A 16,282-nucleotide genomic window follows, 5' to 3' on the forward strand; every position below is an offset into this window, starting at 1 on the left:
GCTTGGAGGAACCACCCGTGGGTTTCGTGCTGCCTCTCCTCGTCGCCGCCGTAGGCGTGTGGATCGCCTTCTCGATCGTCGTGTGGGCCACCGGCCGCGACACGCTCCTGGACCTCTCGCCGGCCGGCGCCCCACCCGGCCTGGGCGAGGGGGAGCCGGTGGACGAGTCCGCGATCGCGTCGGTCAGGTTCGACACCGGTCTGCGCGGCTACCGCACCACGCAGGTCGACGCCGCCCTCAACCGCCTGGCCTGGGAGATCGGCCGCAAGGACGAGCAACTGGCGGTGCTGCGCTCGCGCCTTGAGGACGCGGGCCTCGACGCCGCGGCCGAATCCGCGCCGGAGTCGGTCGACTCGGCACCGGTCGACCCCGCCGCGGTCGACGCTGACGCCGATGCGGCCGAACGTGAGGCAGGGCGCGAGGATTCAGGTGGGACGGCGCCGCGCGACGACGCGTGATGGGATGTCCCCATGCGTTATTGGCTGCTGGTGTTGGACGACGACGAGTACTCAGAGCAACAGGCGTACGAGGTCGCGGCGGTGACGCCGTCCGCGGCCCCGCCCGAGGGGGCAGGGGACGGCGACGAGGTCGCGCTGGCCGGGCCCGAGGGCGTGTTCGCGCTCGGGGCGGTGGAGCGCGGGGCCGTGGCCTACCGCCGCCGCCTGGAGGAGCCCGCGAAGACCGTCGCGGCGCCCGGCGCCGACGGCGGGGAGGACCCGGCCGCGGGCTGGGCCGCGCTCAACCCGGACTCGTGGGAGGACCTCGTCCGTTCGCTGCCGGTGCCCGAGCGGCGCAGCGACTGGCTCGTGACGCTCTCGATGCCGATCGAGGCGGTCGACAAGGCCGAGGCGGTGCGCCAGTTCTGGTCGTACATCCGGTCGCTGGGCCCCAAGGAGCTGCCGACGTTCGTCTCTCCGTACGGACGGGAGATTGAGGGCACTTCATTCCTTTTGGGGGTCGAGCACGAGCAGGACCCGGAGGAGTAGGCAGCGTCCGTCACTGCCGCTCAAGACAAATCACACAAGTCGCAAACGACCTTTTTGGTCGATTTCTCCGCAACTTTGTCACATACTCGGAGGGGCGAGTTGGCCTTCGCCCACGTCATCGGGGAAACTTGATCTAGCAACGTCGAGTCGCAACCTGCGACCCTGGATCGAGGGGAGACCAAAATGGCGGCCATGAAACCGCGGACTGGCGACGGCCCACTTGAGGTGACGCAGGAGGGCCGCGGCATCATCATGCGAGTTCCGCTCGAAGGCGGTGGGCGACTGGTCGTGGAGATGACTCCGGAAGAAGCCGAAACGCTCAACAAAGAGCTCCAGGGAGCGTTGGAGTAGGCCTCCTTCGCGGCACCACCCCGCGGGCGGTCACCCCACCGCCGCATCGACCTGGGAGTTCGCCTCGGGCCCGTCCGAGGCGAACTCTCTTTTGCGTACCCGGGGCCGGACGCGCACCGGTCCCGGACCGCCCGGCACGGGCCGGAATCGCGGGGCACGCGAAGGAGCGGCGAAACCGGCATAGACTCGCCCCATGACTTCCGGCACCCAGCCGCCCCAGGCAGATCCGGGCAATCACCAGACGAACCCTCCGCAGTGGCACGCGCCCGCGGCGCCGACCGCTCCGGCGGCCCCTGCGTCCCAGTGGTGGCACCCGCAGGCGGAGGCCGACCCCTGGCGGGACCCTCACAGCCGCGCCGTCATCGAGACCCGCCCGGCCTCCGGCGCGCCCCCGGTCGAACCGCTCCCGGCCCCCGCCGCCTCGCCCGCGCGGCCCGCGCTCGGCCTCGTGGTCGCCGTCTCGGCCGTCACCGCGCTCATCGCCGGGACGCTCGGCGCGGCCCTCGGCGTCTGGGCCACCCGCACCGACACGATCGGCGGCACCGTGAGCGGCGCCGAGCCGCAGACCGAACGCGACCCCGAGTCCGTCGCGGGCGTCGTCGAGCAGATCATGCCCTCGGTCGTCACCGTCCTCACCGCCGACGGCGGCAACGGCTCGGGCTTCATCGTCTCCGACGACGGCTACCTCCTCACCAACCACCACGTGGTCGTCGGCGGCGGCACCGAGGCCGCCGAGGAGCTCGAAGTGCTCTTCAGCGACGGCAGCGTCACCACCGCCGAGGTCATCGGCTCCGACGCCGACTCGGACGTGGCCGTCCTGCGCATCGAGGGCGACGAGCACCCGCCGATGGTCCTGGCCGACTCCGACCGCGTCGCCGTCGGCGACCCGGTCCTCGCCGTCGGCGCGCCCCTCGGGCTCTCCTCCACGGTCACCGAGGGGATCGTCTCGGCGATCGACCGGCCCGTGCTCACCGAGAACAACAACGGCGAGGTCGAGTCCGTCATGGCCGCGATCCAGACCGACGCGGCGATCAACCCCGGCAACTCCGGCGGCCCCCTCACCGACATCGCCGGGCAGGTCATCGGCATCAACACCGCCATCGCCTCCACCGCCGCCGAAGGCGAGGCCGGGAACATCGGCATCGGCTTCGCCATCCCGATCAACCAGGCCAAGCGCATCGCCGACGAGATCGTGGCGACCGGCTCGGCCACGCACACCGTGCTCGGCGCCGAACTCGGCGAGTCCGAACTCGGCGTCGGCGTCACCCTCAGCCGGATCGTCCCCGGTTCCCCCGCCGACGACGCCGGCCTTGAGGACGGCGACGTCCTCACCAGTTTCGACGGCAACACGATCACCGAGAACACCGAGCTCATCGCCCTCATCCGCAAGCTCGCGCCGGGCACGGTCGTCACCGTCGTCTACGAGCGCGATGGCGAGGAGCACAGTGCCCAGGTCACGCTGGAAGCGGCGGCGGACTGACGTGGGAGTACGCTAGGCGGAGGTTTTTCAGGTATCAGTAGTCACAGTCGGTCATCGGAGGGTCAGCGTGTTCGGAGGCTTGGGCGGAACAGAGTTCCTGGTCATCATCCTCATCGCGATCTTCCTGTGGGGTCCCGACAAGCTGCCCAAGGCCCTCGCGAACCTGCGCCGGTTCATCTCCAAGGCCAGGAACATGGCCTCGAACGCCGCCGCGGACCTCAGTCGCGAGATCGGCACCGACATCCGGCCCGAGGACCTCAACCCCAAGACGTTCGTCCGCAAGCACATCCTGACCGAAGAGGACCAGGAGATGCTGACCAACCCGCTCAAGTCGACGATGCGCGACCTCCAGGACGGCACCAAGCCGCTCCAGCAGGGCCTCACCGACGCCACCCGCGACGTCGAGACCACGCGCCGCAGCGTCAACCGCGGCTCCATCACACGCGGGACGAACGGCTCGGCTGTGCCCGCCGCCGAGGACGCGGCGGCCCCCGCCGAGCGCACCCGCGGCCGCGCCGCCGACTTCGACGACGTCACCTGATCGGGGACACCTGTCGCAGGGCCCTGCGACACTGGCCCGATGATCGGAAAATGGCACGGCCTCATCGTCAACTGCCCTGACGCCTCGGCGCTCGCCGAGTTCTACCAGGAGCTGCTGGGAATGGTCCGGGTGCAGGACGAGGGCGACTGGATCGTCATCGGCGACGCCCCCGACCGGCCCGGCGTGGCCTTCGAGCAGATCGCGGACTACCGCCCGCCCACCTGGCCCTCCTCCGAGGTCCCGCAGCAGATGCACTTCGACGTGCGCGTGGACGACCTCGACACCGCCGAGACCGCGGTGCTCGCGCTCGGCGCGCGGCGCCTCGACGGCGGCGGCGAGACCTTCCGCGTGTACGCCGACCCCGCGGGCCACCCGTTCTGCCTCGTGCAGTTCTGAGCGCACGCGAAAGCGGCGCGGACCGGAGTCCGCGCCGCCTCGAAACCGTGCGATGGAACGCGGGCTACATGCCCGAGCCGGCCATGCCGATCGTCGCCGCGCCGCTGAGGTACAGGATGATCCACAGCGAAGCCCAGGCGAGCTCGATGATGCCCAGGACGAGGCCGGTGATCGCCATGCCCTTGCCGCCGGCCTGGCCCGCGTTGACCTTCTTGATGGCCACGCCGCCCATGACCGCGGCGAGGATGCCGCAGACGAAGTTGACGAAGGGGACGCAGAAGAGCGCCACGGCGATGATGCCGAGCACCATCGAGGCCACCGACAGGCCCTTGGGCAGCTGCGGGCCGTAGGGGCCCGGGGCGGCGCCGTACGGCGGCGGGTAGCCGGGCGCGGGGGGCGGCAGCTGCGGTGCCGCGCCGTAGGGCTGCGGCTGCGAGGGCTGGCCGTAGCCGGGCTGCTGCGGTTGCGGGCTGTAGCCGGGCTGCTGCGGCTGGGAACCGGGCTGGCTGCCGTACGGGTCGTACTGGAAGCCGCCCTGGCCGGACGGGTCCGGGTTCGGAGGATAAGTCATCGCTGCTTGCTCTCTGCTCGGGCGGAAACGGCGTGGGGAGGTTCACGATAGCCGACTCGCGCCAGCGGACGGTGACGAGGCCGGTTCGCGATTCACGGTTCGGGAAGGCGCTCAGCCGCGGGTCTGGACCCGTCCTCTGAGCACGATCAGTGCCGGTTCGCGGACCGCGGCGAGGTCGGCGCGCGGATCGCGGTCGTACACGACCACGTCCCCCAGATCGGCCGGGAGGCCGAGCCATTCGCGGGCGCGCCAAGACGAGGCCGCGAGCACGTCGGCGACCGGGAGGCCCGCCTTCTCGTGCAGCAGCAGCATCTCCTCGGCGGCCAGGCCGTGGTCGATCCCGCCGCCCGCGTCGGTGCCGAGGTAGACCGGCACGCCCGCCTCCCAGGCCGAGCGCACGACCCCGGGAAAGCCGGCCTTGAGGCGGCGCATGTGGTCGGCGTAGCGGGGGAACTTCGCGTCGGCTCCCGCGGCGATGTCCTCGAAGGTCTCGATGTTGATCATGGTGGGCACCAGCGCGATCCCGCGCGCGGCCATGCGGTCGAGCAGGTCCGGGTCGAGCCCGGTGCCGTGCTCGATCGAGTCGGCCCCCGCCTCCACGACGCAGGCCGCGGCCTCCTCGGAGAAGGTGTGGACGGCGACCTTCGCGCCCTCGGCCTGCGCGGCGCGGATCGCCCCGGCGAGCACCTCGGGCTCGAAGGAGGGCGCGAGGTCGCCGCGCGAGCGGTCGATCCAGTCCCCCACGAGCTTCACCCAGCCGTCCCCGAGCTTCGCCTGCCGCGCCAGCGCGCCCGCGACCTCCTCGGGTTCGCATTCGAGGCCGATGCCGCGCAGGTAGCGCCTGGAGGCGGCGACGTGGTGCCCGGCGCGGACGAGGCGCGGGACGCCGTCCTCGCCGACGAGTTCGGGATACGGGTAGGGCGACCCGGCGTCGCGGATGGCGAGCACCCCCGCGTCGCGGTCGGTGCGCGCGAGGGCGCGCGCCTCCTCGACGCTCTCGATGGGCGCGGCGCCCCGGCGGATGCCGATGTGGCAGTGCGCGTCGACCAGGCCCGGCAGGGCGTACCCGGAGGTGGCGACGGTGCGCGCGCCGGGCACGGGCTCGAAGCCGAGGCGGTCGCCGTCGATGTAGAGGTCGCGCACTGTGTCGTCGGGAAGCCAGACGACGCGAAGGTGAAGCGGCTGGTGCGGTTGCGGTGTCATCGCCTCGCAGTATCGCCCGGCACCGCCGGGAAGTCCAGAGCGGCACGCGGACCGGCGCGAGGCGCGGAGGGGACCCCCCACCCAGGGTGGGAGAACAAGGTAGCTCCCCACCATGCTCGCCCGGCCCGACAAGATCGCGCTTGCCCGTGCACGCTCGTGGGCGGGATCACCCGGCTATCGTCGGGAGGCGATGCGGGCGGACGGAGGGGCGAGGCGAGTGGAAGTGGACGGGGTCGAGTACTTCCCGGTGACCGGCGAGGCCGAGGCGCTCGCTCTGGTCCATGCGAAGAGTGACACGTACGTCGACTCGCGGCGGCTCGCCGAGTACGCGGTCTCGCTCGGCGTGGCTCCGCCGCGGTACACCCCGCTCGGAGTCCTGCCGCTCATCGTCACCGTCTGGTTCCCGGGTGCGACAGAGGGCCTCCTCGTGTGGGATCTGCACGAGATGGAGGAGGGCGACCCCGATGAGGGCCGCCCCTGATCCGAGGCGAGCCGCGGTTACTTGTCGCGCTTCTTCTGGTCCTTGAGGAACTGGTCGAAGTCGATGTCGGGCAGGTCGGCCGGGTTGAACTGCGAGAGGTCGGGCATCTGGCCGGGGAGGCCAGCGGGGAGCTGGGGCTTCGCCGACGCGCCGGCGCCGGGTCCGCCGCGGCGGACCACGGGCTTCTTCTTGGCCTTCTTGCCCTTGCGCTTGTTGTAGGGCGACTTGGTGGCCTTGGTGCCGGTGGGCAGGCCCATCGCGCCCGACATCTGGCGCATCATCTTCTGGGCGTCCTTGAACTTGGTCAGGAGCTGGTTGACCTCGGAGACGGTGACGCCGGAGCCGTTGGCGATGCGCAGGCGGCGCGAGCCGTTGATGAGCGAGGAGTCGCGGCGCTCGGTGGGGGTCATCGAGCGGATGATGGCGGTGGTGCGGTCGATCTGCTTGTCGTCGATCGAGTCGATCTGTTGGCGCATCTGGCCGCCCATGCCCGGCATCATCTTGAGGATGTTGCCGATGGGGCCCATCTTGCGGATGGCCTGCATCTGCTCCAGGAAGTCCTCGAGGGTGAAGTCCTCGCCCTGGAGGAGCTTCTGGGTCATCTCCTCCTTCTGCCCGTCGTCGAACACGGCCTCGGCCTGCTCGATGAGGGTGAGCATGTCGCCCATGCCGAGGATGCGCGAGGCCATCCGGTCGGGGTGGAAGACGTCGAAGTCCTCCAGCTTCTCGCCGGTGGACGCGAAGAGGATCGGCTGCCCGGTGACGTGGCGGACCGAGAGCGCGGCGCCGCCGCGGGCGTCGCCGTCGAGCTTGGAGAGGACCACGCCGGTGATGCCGACGCCGTCGCGGAAGGCCTCGGCGGTGTTGACGGCGTCCTGGCCGACCATGGCGTCGATGACGAAGAGGACCTCGTCGGGGTTGACGGCGGCGCGGATGTCGCGGGCCTGCGCCATCATCTCCTCGTCGATGCCGAGGCGGCCGGCGGTGTCGACGATGACGACGTCGTGGCCCTTCTGGCGGGCCTCGTCGATGGAGTCGGTGGCGACCTTGACGGGGTCGCCGACGCCGGAGCCGGGCTGGGGCGCGTAGACGGCGACGCCGGCGCGTCCGGCGAGGACCTGGAGCTGGCCGACGGCGTTGGGCCGCTGGAGGTCGGCGGCGACCAGGAGCGGGGAGTGCCCGTCGCCCTTGAGCCACTTGGCGAGCTTCCCGGCGAGGGTGGTCTTGCCCGCGCCCTGGAGGCCGGCGAGCATGATGACCGTGGGGGCCTGCTTGGCGTAGTTGAGGCGCCGGGTCTCGCCGCCGAGGATGCCGACGAGCTCCTCGTTGACGACCTTGACGATCTGCTGGGCGGGGTTGAGGGCCTTGGAGACCTCGGCGCCCTTGCAGCGCTCCTTGATCTGGAAGATGAAGGTCTTGACCACCGGGAGCGCGACGTCCGCTTCGAGCAGGGCGAGGCGGATCTCGCGGGCGGTGGCGTCGATGTCGGCATCGGTCAGGCGGCCTTTGCCGCGGATCGACTCGAAGATTCCCGACAGTCGATCTGACAATGCGTCGAACACGGGCGGACCTCTCGGTGGGTTGGCTGGACTCCTACGAGCTTAACGGGGCGCCCCGGGGGGCGCGAGAACAGGACGGCCGCCCCGTGGCGGGGCGGCCGTCCTCAGCGGTGACGTGAAGCCGGTGCTAGGCGTTGACCTTCTCGGACTCCCCGGCGACGACGGGGGCGTCGACGCCGATGTTGCCGTTGACGGGCAGGTCGTAGCCGGCCTCGCCGTGCTGGGCGGCGTCGATGCCGGCGAGTTCCTCTTCCTCGCTGATCCGCACGCCCATGGTGAACTTGAGGATCAGGCCGATGACGAGGGCGACGACGAAGGAGTAGGCGACCACGGCGACCACGGCGATGGTCTGGTTGAGCAGGAAGCTGAAGTCCCCGCCGTAGAAGACGCCGGAGGTGCCGCCGGTGACGTCGCCGAAGGCGAACAGGCCGACCGCGATGGAGCCCCAGATGCCGGCGACCATGTGCAGGCCGACCACGTCGAGCGAGTCGTCGTAGCCGAGCTTGTGCTTGAGGCCGATGGCGAGGGGGCAGATGAGGCCGGCGACGAGGCCGATGAAGATCGCCCCGATGGGGGTGACCAGACCGGCGGCCGGGGTGATGGCGACGAGGCCGGCGATGACGCCGGAGCAGGCGCCGAGCACCGAGGGCTTGATGCCGCGGATGCGGTCGATGAGGAGCCAGGCGAGGATCGCGGCGGCGGTGGCGACCTGCGTGTTGAGCAGGGCGAGACCGGCGATGGCGTCGGAGACGAAGGCGGAGCCGGCGTTGAAGCCGAACCAGCCGAACCACAGCAGGCCGGCGCCGATCACGACCAGGGGCAGGTTGTGCGGGGCGAAGTTGCCGTCCTTCCAGCCGATGCGGCGGCCGACGACCAGCGCGAGGCCGAGGGCCGCGGCTCCGGCGTTGGCGTGGACCGCGGTGCCGCCGGCGAAGTCGAGGACGCCGAGCTCCTCGATCCAGCCGCCGCCCCACACCCAGTAGGCGACGGGGGCGTAGACGAGGACGACCCACGCGGTGGCGAAGACGACCCAGGCGCTGAACTTCATGCGGTCGGCGACGGCGCCGGCGATGAGGGCGACGGTGATGATGGCGAACATCATGCCGAAGGCGGACATGGCGCCGGCGGAGACGCCGCCGTCGACGGTGCCGAGCTCGGTGACGTAGCGCAGGCCGAAGGCGGAGCTGACGTCCATGCTGAAGATCGGGTTGCCGTCGCCGGAGCCGACGGCGATCGACTCTCCGACGAGGGTCCAGACGATCGAGACGATGCCGATGGCGACGAGGCACTTCATCATCATGTTGATGACGCTCTTGGCCCGGGTCAGGCCCCCGTAGAACAGGGCGAGACCGGGGGTCATGAGCAGGACCAGGGCGGCTGAGGTCAGGATCCAGGCATTGTTGCCGGTGTCGAGCTCGGGCATGGCCGCCTCCTCTCTCCAGAGATAGGTAAGGGCGAAGGGCTGGGTCTTGGGTCCGGCGTCGAGGGGAGCGTCGCTGCTCGGTGAGGTGTCACGCGCCGACCGCGGGCCTTGCGGCCCGTGTCGCCCGCCGTTGCCGGCGGGAAGCGGTCGGCGCGTGATTCTCCTACCTACCGGAGTGAAGCCAGCTTCACGAAGACGTGTTACGCGACCCGGGCCTGCGTGTTAAGAAGCTGTCGCGAAAGATTTCGAGCGTGTGAACTCCGGCTCACAGCGGCCGCTATGACCCCCACCACTGGCACTCCTGGTGCGGTTGTGGCATTTGCGCTATTTGGGACGGTCCGCTGGACCGTTATGTCGCCATGACCGTGCTGTTACGGAACTGTGCTCTAATGTGGGTGGAAGTCGTTGAAAGTTATCGCTCACATCACTCGGCGTATCGTCGTACGGGACCGCGGCCACACTGGTCCTGGGAACGGCCCGCGAAAAGCGGCCGCGGCGAAGCCCGCGAGCCGAGAAGCACATGCATGAAAAGAGACCGACTGCGATGGCGCAACCGAAGAAGGCAGCCAGTATCTGGGACGTGGCGCGGCTGGCCGGGGTCTCCCACCAGACCGTCTCCCGGGTGGTGAACGGATCGCCCCGCGTGGCCGCGGCGACCAGGGACAAGGTCCTCGACGCCATCGCCGAACTGGGCTACCGGCCCAACCGGCTGGCCCGCAGCCTCGCCGGCGGGGCCGCCGAGTCGGTCACCGTCCTCACCGCCGACACCTCCCTCTACGGGGCCGAGGCGGCGCTGCGCGGCATCGAGCGGGCCGCGCGCTCCCTCGACTGGAGCGTCCAGATCTCCGTCCTCGACCCCGCCGAGACGCACTCCGACGCCGACATCATCGCCCGCCTCCCCCGCGCCGGCGAGCCGACGATCATCATGGCCCACGACGAGCCCGGCATGAGGGCCAAGCAGACGCTCCTGGACACGCAGCCGCACGCGATGGTCGCCATCGGCTCCTACACCGCCGAGGAGCTCGCCGCCTCCCCGTGGCTGGTGGGCATGGACGACGGCAAGGCCGCCGCCGAGGCCACCCGGTACCTCCTCGACCTCGGCCACGACACCGTCCACCACGTCGCCATCCCCACCTCGACGGGCACCTTCGGCGGCGGCCGCGCGCACCGCGCCGACGGCTGGGCCCGCGTCCTGCGCGAAGCCGGGCGCGAGGTCCCGAACCTCGTGCCCTCCGGGTGGACCATCGCCGAGGCGTTCAAGGCCGTGCAGCCGCTCGTGGCCGACCCCGACGTGACCGCGATCCTCTGCGGCAACGACCACCTCGCCCTCGCCACGCTGCGCGCCGCCCACCTGGCCGGCCGCTCGGTCCCCGGCGACCTGTCGATCATCGGCTTCGACAACACCCCGTTCTCGGCGTTCACCACCCCCGCGCTGACCACGGTCAACCAGGACTTCGAGAGCGTCGGGCGCGGCGCCTTCGAGCTGCTGCGCCACCGCGTCGACGGGTCCATCCCCCGCCCCAAGCCCGGCTGGCCCGAGCCCGAACTCATCGTCCGCGAGACCTCCGGCCCGCCCGGCGCCCGCACCTGACCCACGGAAGGCCCCGCCCCTCGAAAGGCGCCGTCCCCGAAAGGCCCCGCCATGCCCCTCGACTTCGACCCCTCCGCGGCCGGCCCGGCCCGGATCGGCGTGGACTTCTCCGCGCCCGCAGGCCCGATCCTCCACGGCGCGGCCGGCTCGCTGTACGGCGTCTCCGAGGACGGCGTGCCCGGTGACGAACTGCTCGACGCCCTCGACATCACCACCCTCGCGGTGAAGCCCGACGGCGGTGCGCAGCACCCCGGCGGCGACGCCTCCGCGGCCGTCGCCGCCCTGCGCCGCAACGGCTCGGGCCTGGCCTTCGTGTACCTCCAGGACCTGTTCGCCGCCTGGCCCTACGAGGACGTGGGCATCGACGTCTACCACGAGCGGCTGTTCGCGGTCGTCCCGCCGATGCTCACCGAGGCCAACGCCGGGCGGCTCGTCCTCGTGCCGTTCAACGAGCCCGACTGCATCTGGTACGCCCTCGGCGAGAACGACCCGGCCGCCTTCGACCGGTTCCTGGCCGACTGGATCACCACCGTCCAGCTGCTGCGCGCCCTCGCCCCCGGCGTCCCGCTCGCCGGGCCCAACGAGTCGCGCTACCACCCGGAGTTCCTGCCGCACTTCCTCAGGCGCGCCCGCGACACCGCCACGCTCCCGGAGTGGATGGCCTGGCACGAACTGGCCCCCGACGCGCTCGCCGGGCACCGCGGTCACCACCGCGACTACCGCGCGCTCGAACGGTCCCTCGGGATCGACCCGCTGCCGGTCAACATCGACGAGTACGGCGGCAACCGGGACCTGTCGGTGCCCGGGCGCCTCGTCCAGTGGGCCGCGGCCTTCGAGGAGACCGGCGTCCACGCCGACATGGCGTACTGGACCGCCGCGGGCAGCTACTCCGGGGCCGCGCCGCAGCCGAACGTCCCCGGCGGCGCCTGGTGGTTCCTCAAGGCCTACTCGGGCATGACCGGCGCCACGGTCCGCGTCCACGCCCCCGCGCCCGACGGCGACGACGCCCTGCAAGGCCTCGCCACCCTCGACGGGACCGACGCGCAGATCCTCGTCGGCGGCACCGGAGCGGACTTCACCATCGCCGCCGCCGGGCTCGACCCCGCGGTCTGGGGCGAGACGGCCACGGCCGTCCTCCACCGCATCGACTGGTCCGGCTACGAGGGCGCCGCGGGCCCGCCCATCCCGATCGCGCAGGTCACCGGCCACCCCTCGCTCCTGGAGATCCCGGTCGAGTCCCCGGACCCGATGGCCGCGTACTGGGTCGCGATCGCACCCGGCCGGGCCGCGCCGATCGCGCCACCGCCGTGGAAGGGCCGCTGGGAGGCCGAGGGCGCACACATCACCTCCGGGACGGTCAACCGCCAGGGCCGCACCGCCGACGGCAACGGCTTCGCCGCCTCAGGCGAGTACGACGTCGGCGAGCTCAACACCAACGACTCGGCCGTCGAGTTCACCGTGGTGGTCCCCCGCTCCGGCGACTACGACCTGGCGATCTTCTACGCCCACATGTACGGGCGCGGACACGAGCCCATCGAGCCGCAGCCCGCCGAGCAGGTGCTCACCGTCAACGGCGCCGAGCGGTTCGTGCGCTACCCGACCACGATGAACTGGCAGCACCGCTCGATCGCCACCGAGCCGGTGCGCCTCGACGCCGGGGCGAACACGCTGCGCCTGTCCAAGTCCGGCGCGATCGGCACCGCCAGCGGCGAGGCGACCCTCGACAAGATCGAGCTCACCGAGCGCCGGCCCGACCGCACCGTCTACGAGGGCGCGCAGGCCCGCCGCGGCGGCACCGTCTTCGACCTCTACGCCCGCGAGGACGGCTACCACCGGATCGACGGCGCCGCCTCCGGCGTCCTGGCCGGGCCGCAGAACCAGCACGTCCCGGTCGACCTCGCCCGCCCGGTGTTCCTGCACCGCGGCGTCAACCGCCTGCGCTGCCGCGAGGGCGTCGAGCGCCTGACCGTGACCCCCGCCGAGGGGCCCGCGCCGATCCAGGTGCTCGCCCACGAGGCGGTGCGCTCGGGCGGTTCCTGCCTGGTCGTCAACGACTTCGCCGTCGGCGGCCACGTCATCGGCTGGAACGGCCGCGGCGCCTCCGCGACCCTCACCGTCCCGGCGCAGGCGGGCCCCCACGCGCTCCTGGTGCACTACGCCAACGGCGAGCGCGGCCGGGCCCACGAGTACAACATCGACCTCGTGACCCTTCACTGCGACCTCACCGTCAACGGCGCCAAGGCCGGACGCCACCCCATGCGCGGTACCTGGACCTGGAACGACTTCTGGTCCTACCCGGTGATCGTCGACCTCCGCGACGGCGCCAACACCATCGTCCTCGACAACCCCGACGCCCCCACCGCCGACTTCGAACGCTTCCGCATAGCACCGCTCAACCCCTGACCGTCCTGTCCTGTTCCCGACAGTTCGAGGAGTGCTCGTCACCTTCTCGTCCCCCGATCGTTGGACACGGACGGGACGGTGGCGAGGGTTCCCGACTTGCCACATACTGGTGGGAGCCCGGCCGTCCCGGTCCATGTACGAAGAGAAGCCGGGAAAGGAGGCCGACATGGTAGACCTCGCCGAGAGGGGAACCGCTTTGGTGACCACAGAATTTCCGTATTCACTGGATACCGGCGCTGTCATGACCTTGCGCGAAGCGTGGGAACAATTGGAGACGCCACCTGGCTACCGCGCGGAGATGTTGCGAGGAGAGATCATCTTGTCGCCCACACCGATCGACAAGCACAATCGGATCTTCGGATCCCTTGTGACACGACTGGCGGCGAAGGCGGAGGCCGAGGACTGGTCGGTCACTAACACGCAAACGATCTCTCTACCCGCGACCGACGAAGAAGCGGTACCCGACCTCATCGTGATACCGCAGGAGGCGATGGACAGCGGCGAATGGCGGAAGAGTGCCGAGGAGGTCCTGCTCATCTGCGAAATCACCTCCCCGTCCACAAGAACGCGCGATCGCGAGTACAAGCTGAAAAGCTATGCTCTGGCAGGGATCCCGCTGTACCTCATCGTCGACCTCTACGACCATGAAGGCACGGTCACGGTCTACAGCGAACCGGACGGCGAAGGCGCCTACATCGAGCACCAGACGGTCGGGTTCGGCCGATCCATTACGCTCCCCGACCCGATCGGAGTCGAGATCGACACCAGTCGGTTCGTACCGAAGTCCCGCAAGGACTGAGGCAGGCGAAAGGCCCGCGCCGTGCGGCGCGGGCCCTTGTCGTGTGCTGGTCAGGCGGCGAGGTCGTTCAGGGCCTCGACCTGGGCGTCGGTGAGCTCGACGTCCAGGGCGCCGTAGTTCTCCTCCAGGTGGGCGATGGAGCTGGTGCCCGGGATGGGGAGGATGTTCGGGGAGCGGCGCAGGAGCCAGGCGAGCGCGGTCTGGGCCGGGGTGGCGCCGATCTCGGCGGCGATCTTGCCGACCGGGCCGTCGGGGCCGGCGTGCTCGCCCGCGGCGATGGGGAACCACGGGATGAACGCGATGCCCTGCTCGGCGGTGTAGTCGAGGACGGCCTCGCTCTGGCGGTTGACGAGGTTGTAGAGGTTCTGGACGCTCGCGATCGGGGCGACGGCCTGGGCCTCCTTGAGCTGGTCCACGGTGACTTCGGAGAGCCCGATGTGGCGGATCTTGCCCTGCGCCTGGAGGTCGGCGACGGTGGCGATCTGGTCGGCGATCGGCAGGTTCGGGTCGAGTCGGTGGAGCTGGTAGAGGTCGACGGTGTCGGTGCGCAGTCGCCGCAGGCTCAGTTCGACCTGCTGGCGGATGTAGGCGGGCTGGCCGAAGGCGACCCACTCGTGCGGCGAGGGGCGCGTGTTGCCGCCCTTGGTGGCGATCACGAGGCCGTCGGCGTAGGGGTGGAGGGCCTCGGCGATGAGGGACTCGTTGTCCCCCAGGGCGTAGGCGTCGGCGGTGTCGATGAAGGTGACGCCGAGTTCGACGGCGCGGCGCAGGACGGCGACGGCGGCCGCGCGGTCCTTCGGCGGGGTGAAGATGCCCGGGTCGCCGGAGAGGCGCATCGCGCCGTAGCCGAGCCGGTTGACGTTCAGGTCGCCGCCGATCACGATGTCGCTCATGGGTTCGCCTCTCAGAGTGCGTGCTGGTCCACGGCGGTGGTTCCGCCGCCGGTTACAACCGCCCGGCGTCCGGGCTTGTTCCCGTGCGGGTGATATCGGCTCCGCCACAGCGACACCGGGCCGCGCGGCGCTCGGGGGCCCGGGCGCGGATGGGAGGATCGTTGCCATGATCAAAGGGTTCAAAGAGTTCTTGATGCGCGGCAATGTGGTCGAACTGGCCGTCGCGGTGGTCATGGGTGCGGCGATGACCGCGCTGGTGGCGTCCTTCGGTGAGGCGTTCCTCAACCCGCTCATCACGTTGATCACCGGCGGCGCCGAGGTCGGCGGCAGCTTCACCGTCAACGGCGTGGAGTTCCCCTACGGCGCGTTCATCAACGGCATGCTGGTGTTCTTCCTGACGGCCGTGGCGGTGTACTTCGTGATCGTGCTGCCGATGAACACGCTGCGGGACAAGTTCATGTCGACCGAGGAGGAGGCCGAGGTGGTGCGCGAGGAGCAGGTCGTGCTGCTGGAGGAGATCCGGGACCTGCTGCGCGAGCAGCGCCGCGTCTGAACCGTCGTCCGCCGGGCCCGTCCGCAGTGCGCGGGCGGGCCCTCTCGTTTCCGTGCGGGCCGGGCGGGTATTCGGGCGCGACGGCTTGCGCGCGTCGCACCCTCGTGGGACGGTGAGACGTCATTCCGACCTGAGTTGTGGAGGAGCCGATCATGGCGACGTCGATACCGTTGGGCGCCCCGATCTGGGCCGATTCGAACACCCCGGACCTGCGCGGGGACCTGGAGTTCTACACGCGGCTGTTCAACTGGACGAGCTTCGACAGCGGGGAGCAGTTCGGGCACTACACGGAGCTGTGCCTGGGCACGACCGTGTCGACGGCGCGCGCGGTGGCCGGTCTGGGCGCGAACCCGCCCGGCGAGCCGGACCGGCCCGCGGCCTGGGGCGTGTCCTTCCACGTGGACGACTGCGTGCAGGCGGCGGCCGAGGCCGAGAAGCTGGGCGGCACGGTGGTCGGGCATCCGATGCGCATCGGCGACGACCTCGTGTACGCGGCGATGCGCGACCCGGACGGGGGCGCGTTCGGCCTGTTCGAGCCCTTGAACGACCACGTCGGTTTCACCGCGCGGGACGAGCCGGGCGCGGTGGTGTGGTTCGAGTACGTCTACGACGGCGCGCCGGTCGAGGCGATGCAGTTCTACTCGGAGCTGCTGAACTGGGCGCTGAAGGTGCCGGGCGCCGACGAGGTTCCGCACGAGGCGCCCTACGTGGGCCTGTGGACGCACCACGCGGGCGTCCTGCCGGGCGGCTCGGTGGAGTTCGGCGGGGCGCGCATGGCGCTCGGCCCCGAACTGGACCTGCGGCCGCACTGGCTGGCCTGCGTCGGGACCGATTCGGTGGACCTGACGGCGGCGAAGGCGGTCGACCTGGGCGGTTCGGTGGCGGTCGCGCCGGTGGACGACCCGGGCGGGCGCATGGCGGTCCTGGCCTCGCCGTCGGGGGCGCACTTCTCGGTCATGTCTTCCCGGGAGTGAGCCGTTTTCGCCTCCTGGCGGCCGGTCGCGTGCGACGGTGGTCAGGTTAGCCCTGTCGAGTCAGCCCTGTCCGAAGGC

General features: G+C 70.9%; 17 protein-coding genes. 12 read left to right on the plus strand and 5 right to left on the minus strand.

All coding sequences use genetic code 11. From position 1 onward, the window contains the following. Positions 1-17: 17 nt before the first annotated feature. The 6 genes from E9998_RS21900 (at position 18) to E9998_RS21925 (ending at position 3,754) form a co-directional block, all read left to right on the plus strand. Positions 18-458, plus strand: a complete 441-nt coding sequence (locus E9998_RS21900) for a DivIVA domain-containing protein (protein WP_158299934.1) — start codon at positions 18-20, stop codon at positions 456-458. Between the two features lie 12 nt (positions 459-470). Then, positions 471-986 (plus strand): hypothetical protein, encoded by a 516-nt coding sequence (locus tag E9998_RS26545; protein ID WP_136531833.1) that lies wholly within the window; start codon positions 471-473, stop codon positions 984-986. Positions 987-1,169: 183 nt separating this feature from the next. Beyond that, positions 1,170-1,337, plus strand: coding sequence for a DUF3117 domain-containing protein (locus E9998_RS21910; protein ID WP_081913440.1), 168 nt, complete (start codon positions 1,170-1,172; stop codon positions 1,335-1,337). 193 nt (positions 1,338-1,530) lie between these two features. Next, positions 1,531-2,817, plus strand: a complete 1,287-nt coding sequence (locus E9998_RS21915; protein WP_136531834.1) for a S1C family serine protease — start codon at positions 1,531-1,533, stop codon at positions 2,815-2,817. Positions 2,818-2,896: 79 nt separating this feature from the next. Further along, the gene (locus E9998_RS21920) at positions 2,897-3,358 is read left to right on the plus strand and encodes a twin-arginine translocase TatA/TatE family subunit (RefSeq protein ID WP_158299935.1); all 462 of its coding nucleotides are present in this window, start codon (positions 2,897-2,899) and stop codon (positions 3,356-3,358) included. A 39-nt stretch (positions 3,359-3,397) separates the two neighbouring features. Then, the gene (locus tag E9998_RS21925) at positions 3,398-3,754 is read left to right on the plus strand and encodes a VOC family protein (protein WP_136531836.1); all 357 of its coding nucleotides are present in this window, start codon (positions 3,398-3,400) and stop codon (positions 3,752-3,754) included. 64 nt (positions 3,755-3,818) lie between these two features. Here E9998_RS21925 and E9998_RS21930 read toward each other — a convergent pair whose 3' ends face one another. Together E9998_RS21930 and E9998_RS21935 are read right to left on the minus strand one after the other, a co-directional pair. Then, complete coding sequence (locus E9998_RS21930) at positions 3,819-4,325, minus strand: DUF4190 domain-containing protein (RefSeq protein ID WP_136531837.1); 507 nt, start codon at positions 4,323-4,325, stop codon at positions 3,819-3,821. A 111-nt stretch (positions 4,326-4,436) separates the two neighbouring features. Continuing rightward, positions 4,437-5,528: an amidohydrolase family protein gene (locus E9998_RS21935; RefSeq protein ID WP_136531838.1), complete on the minus strand. Its 1,092-nt coding sequence runs from the start codon at positions 5,526-5,528 to the stop codon at positions 4,437-4,439. 217 nt (positions 5,529-5,745) lie between these two features. Here E9998_RS21935 and E9998_RS21940 point away from each other — a divergent pair, with 217 nt between their 5' ends. Next, entirely contained in the window at positions 5,746-6,009 is a 264-nt protein-coding gene (locus E9998_RS21940; protein ID WP_136531839.1) for a hypothetical protein, read from the plus strand. Positions 6,010-6,026: 17 nt separating this feature from the next. On the opposite strand, the gene ffh is transcribed toward E9998_RS21940, so the two are convergent. Both ffh and E9998_RS21950 read right to left on the minus strand, forming a co-directional pair. Next, entirely contained in the window at positions 6,027-7,571 is a 1,545-nt protein-coding gene (ffh, locus tag E9998_RS21945; RefSeq protein WP_136531840.1) for a signal recognition particle protein, read from the minus strand. Between the two features lie 124 nt (positions 7,572-7,695). Then, the gene (locus E9998_RS21950) at positions 7,696-8,991 is read right to left on the minus strand and encodes an ammonium transporter (RefSeq protein ID WP_136531841.1); all 1,296 of its coding nucleotides are present in this window, start codon (positions 8,989-8,991) and stop codon (positions 7,696-7,698) included. Between the two features lie 544 nt (positions 8,992-9,535). Here E9998_RS21950 and E9998_RS21955 point away from each other — a divergent pair. From E9998_RS21955 to E9998_RS21965, 3 genes are all read left to right on the plus strand, one after another. Continuing rightward, positions 9,536-10,582: a LacI family DNA-binding transcriptional regulator gene (locus E9998_RS21955; RefSeq protein WP_136531842.1), complete on the plus strand. Its 1,047-nt coding sequence runs from the start codon at positions 9,536-9,538 to the stop codon at positions 10,580-10,582. Between the two features lie 51 nt (positions 10,583-10,633). Continuing rightward, positions 10,634-12,985 carry a carbohydrate-binding protein gene (locus E9998_RS21960; RefSeq protein ID WP_136531843.1) on the plus strand — a complete coding sequence of 784 codons (2,352 nt, stop codon included), beginning with the start codon at positions 10,634-10,636 and terminating at the stop codon, positions 12,983-12,985. A gap of 166 nt (positions 12,986-13,151) precedes the next feature. After that, the gene (locus E9998_RS21965; RefSeq protein ID WP_158299936.1) at positions 13,152-13,784 is read left to right on the plus strand and encodes a Uma2 family endonuclease; all 633 of its coding nucleotides are present in this window, start codon (positions 13,152-13,154) and stop codon (positions 13,782-13,784) included. A gap of 50 nt (positions 13,785-13,834) precedes the next feature. Here the strand turns inward: E9998_RS21965 and E9998_RS21970 are convergent, their stop codons facing one another. Next, complete coding sequence (locus tag E9998_RS21970; RefSeq protein ID WP_136531845.1) at positions 13,835-14,677, minus strand: aldo/keto reductase; 843 nt, start codon at positions 14,675-14,677, stop codon at positions 13,835-13,837. Between the two features lie 166 nt (positions 14,678-14,843). Between E9998_RS21970 and mscL the strand changes: the two genes are divergently transcribed. Beyond that, positions 14,844-15,230 carry a large conductance mechanosensitive channel protein MscL gene (gene mscL, locus E9998_RS21975; protein WP_136531846.1) on the plus strand — a complete coding sequence of 129 codons (387 nt, stop codon included), beginning with the start codon at positions 14,844-14,846 and terminating at the stop codon, positions 15,228-15,230. A 152-nt stretch (positions 15,231-15,382) separates the two neighbouring features. Further along, positions 15,383-16,204 carry a VOC family protein gene (locus E9998_RS25565; protein ID WP_158299937.1) on the plus strand — a complete coding sequence of 274 codons (822 nt, stop codon included), beginning with the start codon at positions 15,383-15,385 and terminating at the stop codon, positions 16,202-16,204. Positions 16,205-16,282 lie beyond the last annotated feature (78 nt).

The organism is Glycomyces paridis (assembly GCF_004912155.1).
GTDB lineage: Bacteria > Actinomycetota > Actinomycetes > Mycobacteriales > Micromonosporaceae > Glycomyces > Glycomyces paridis.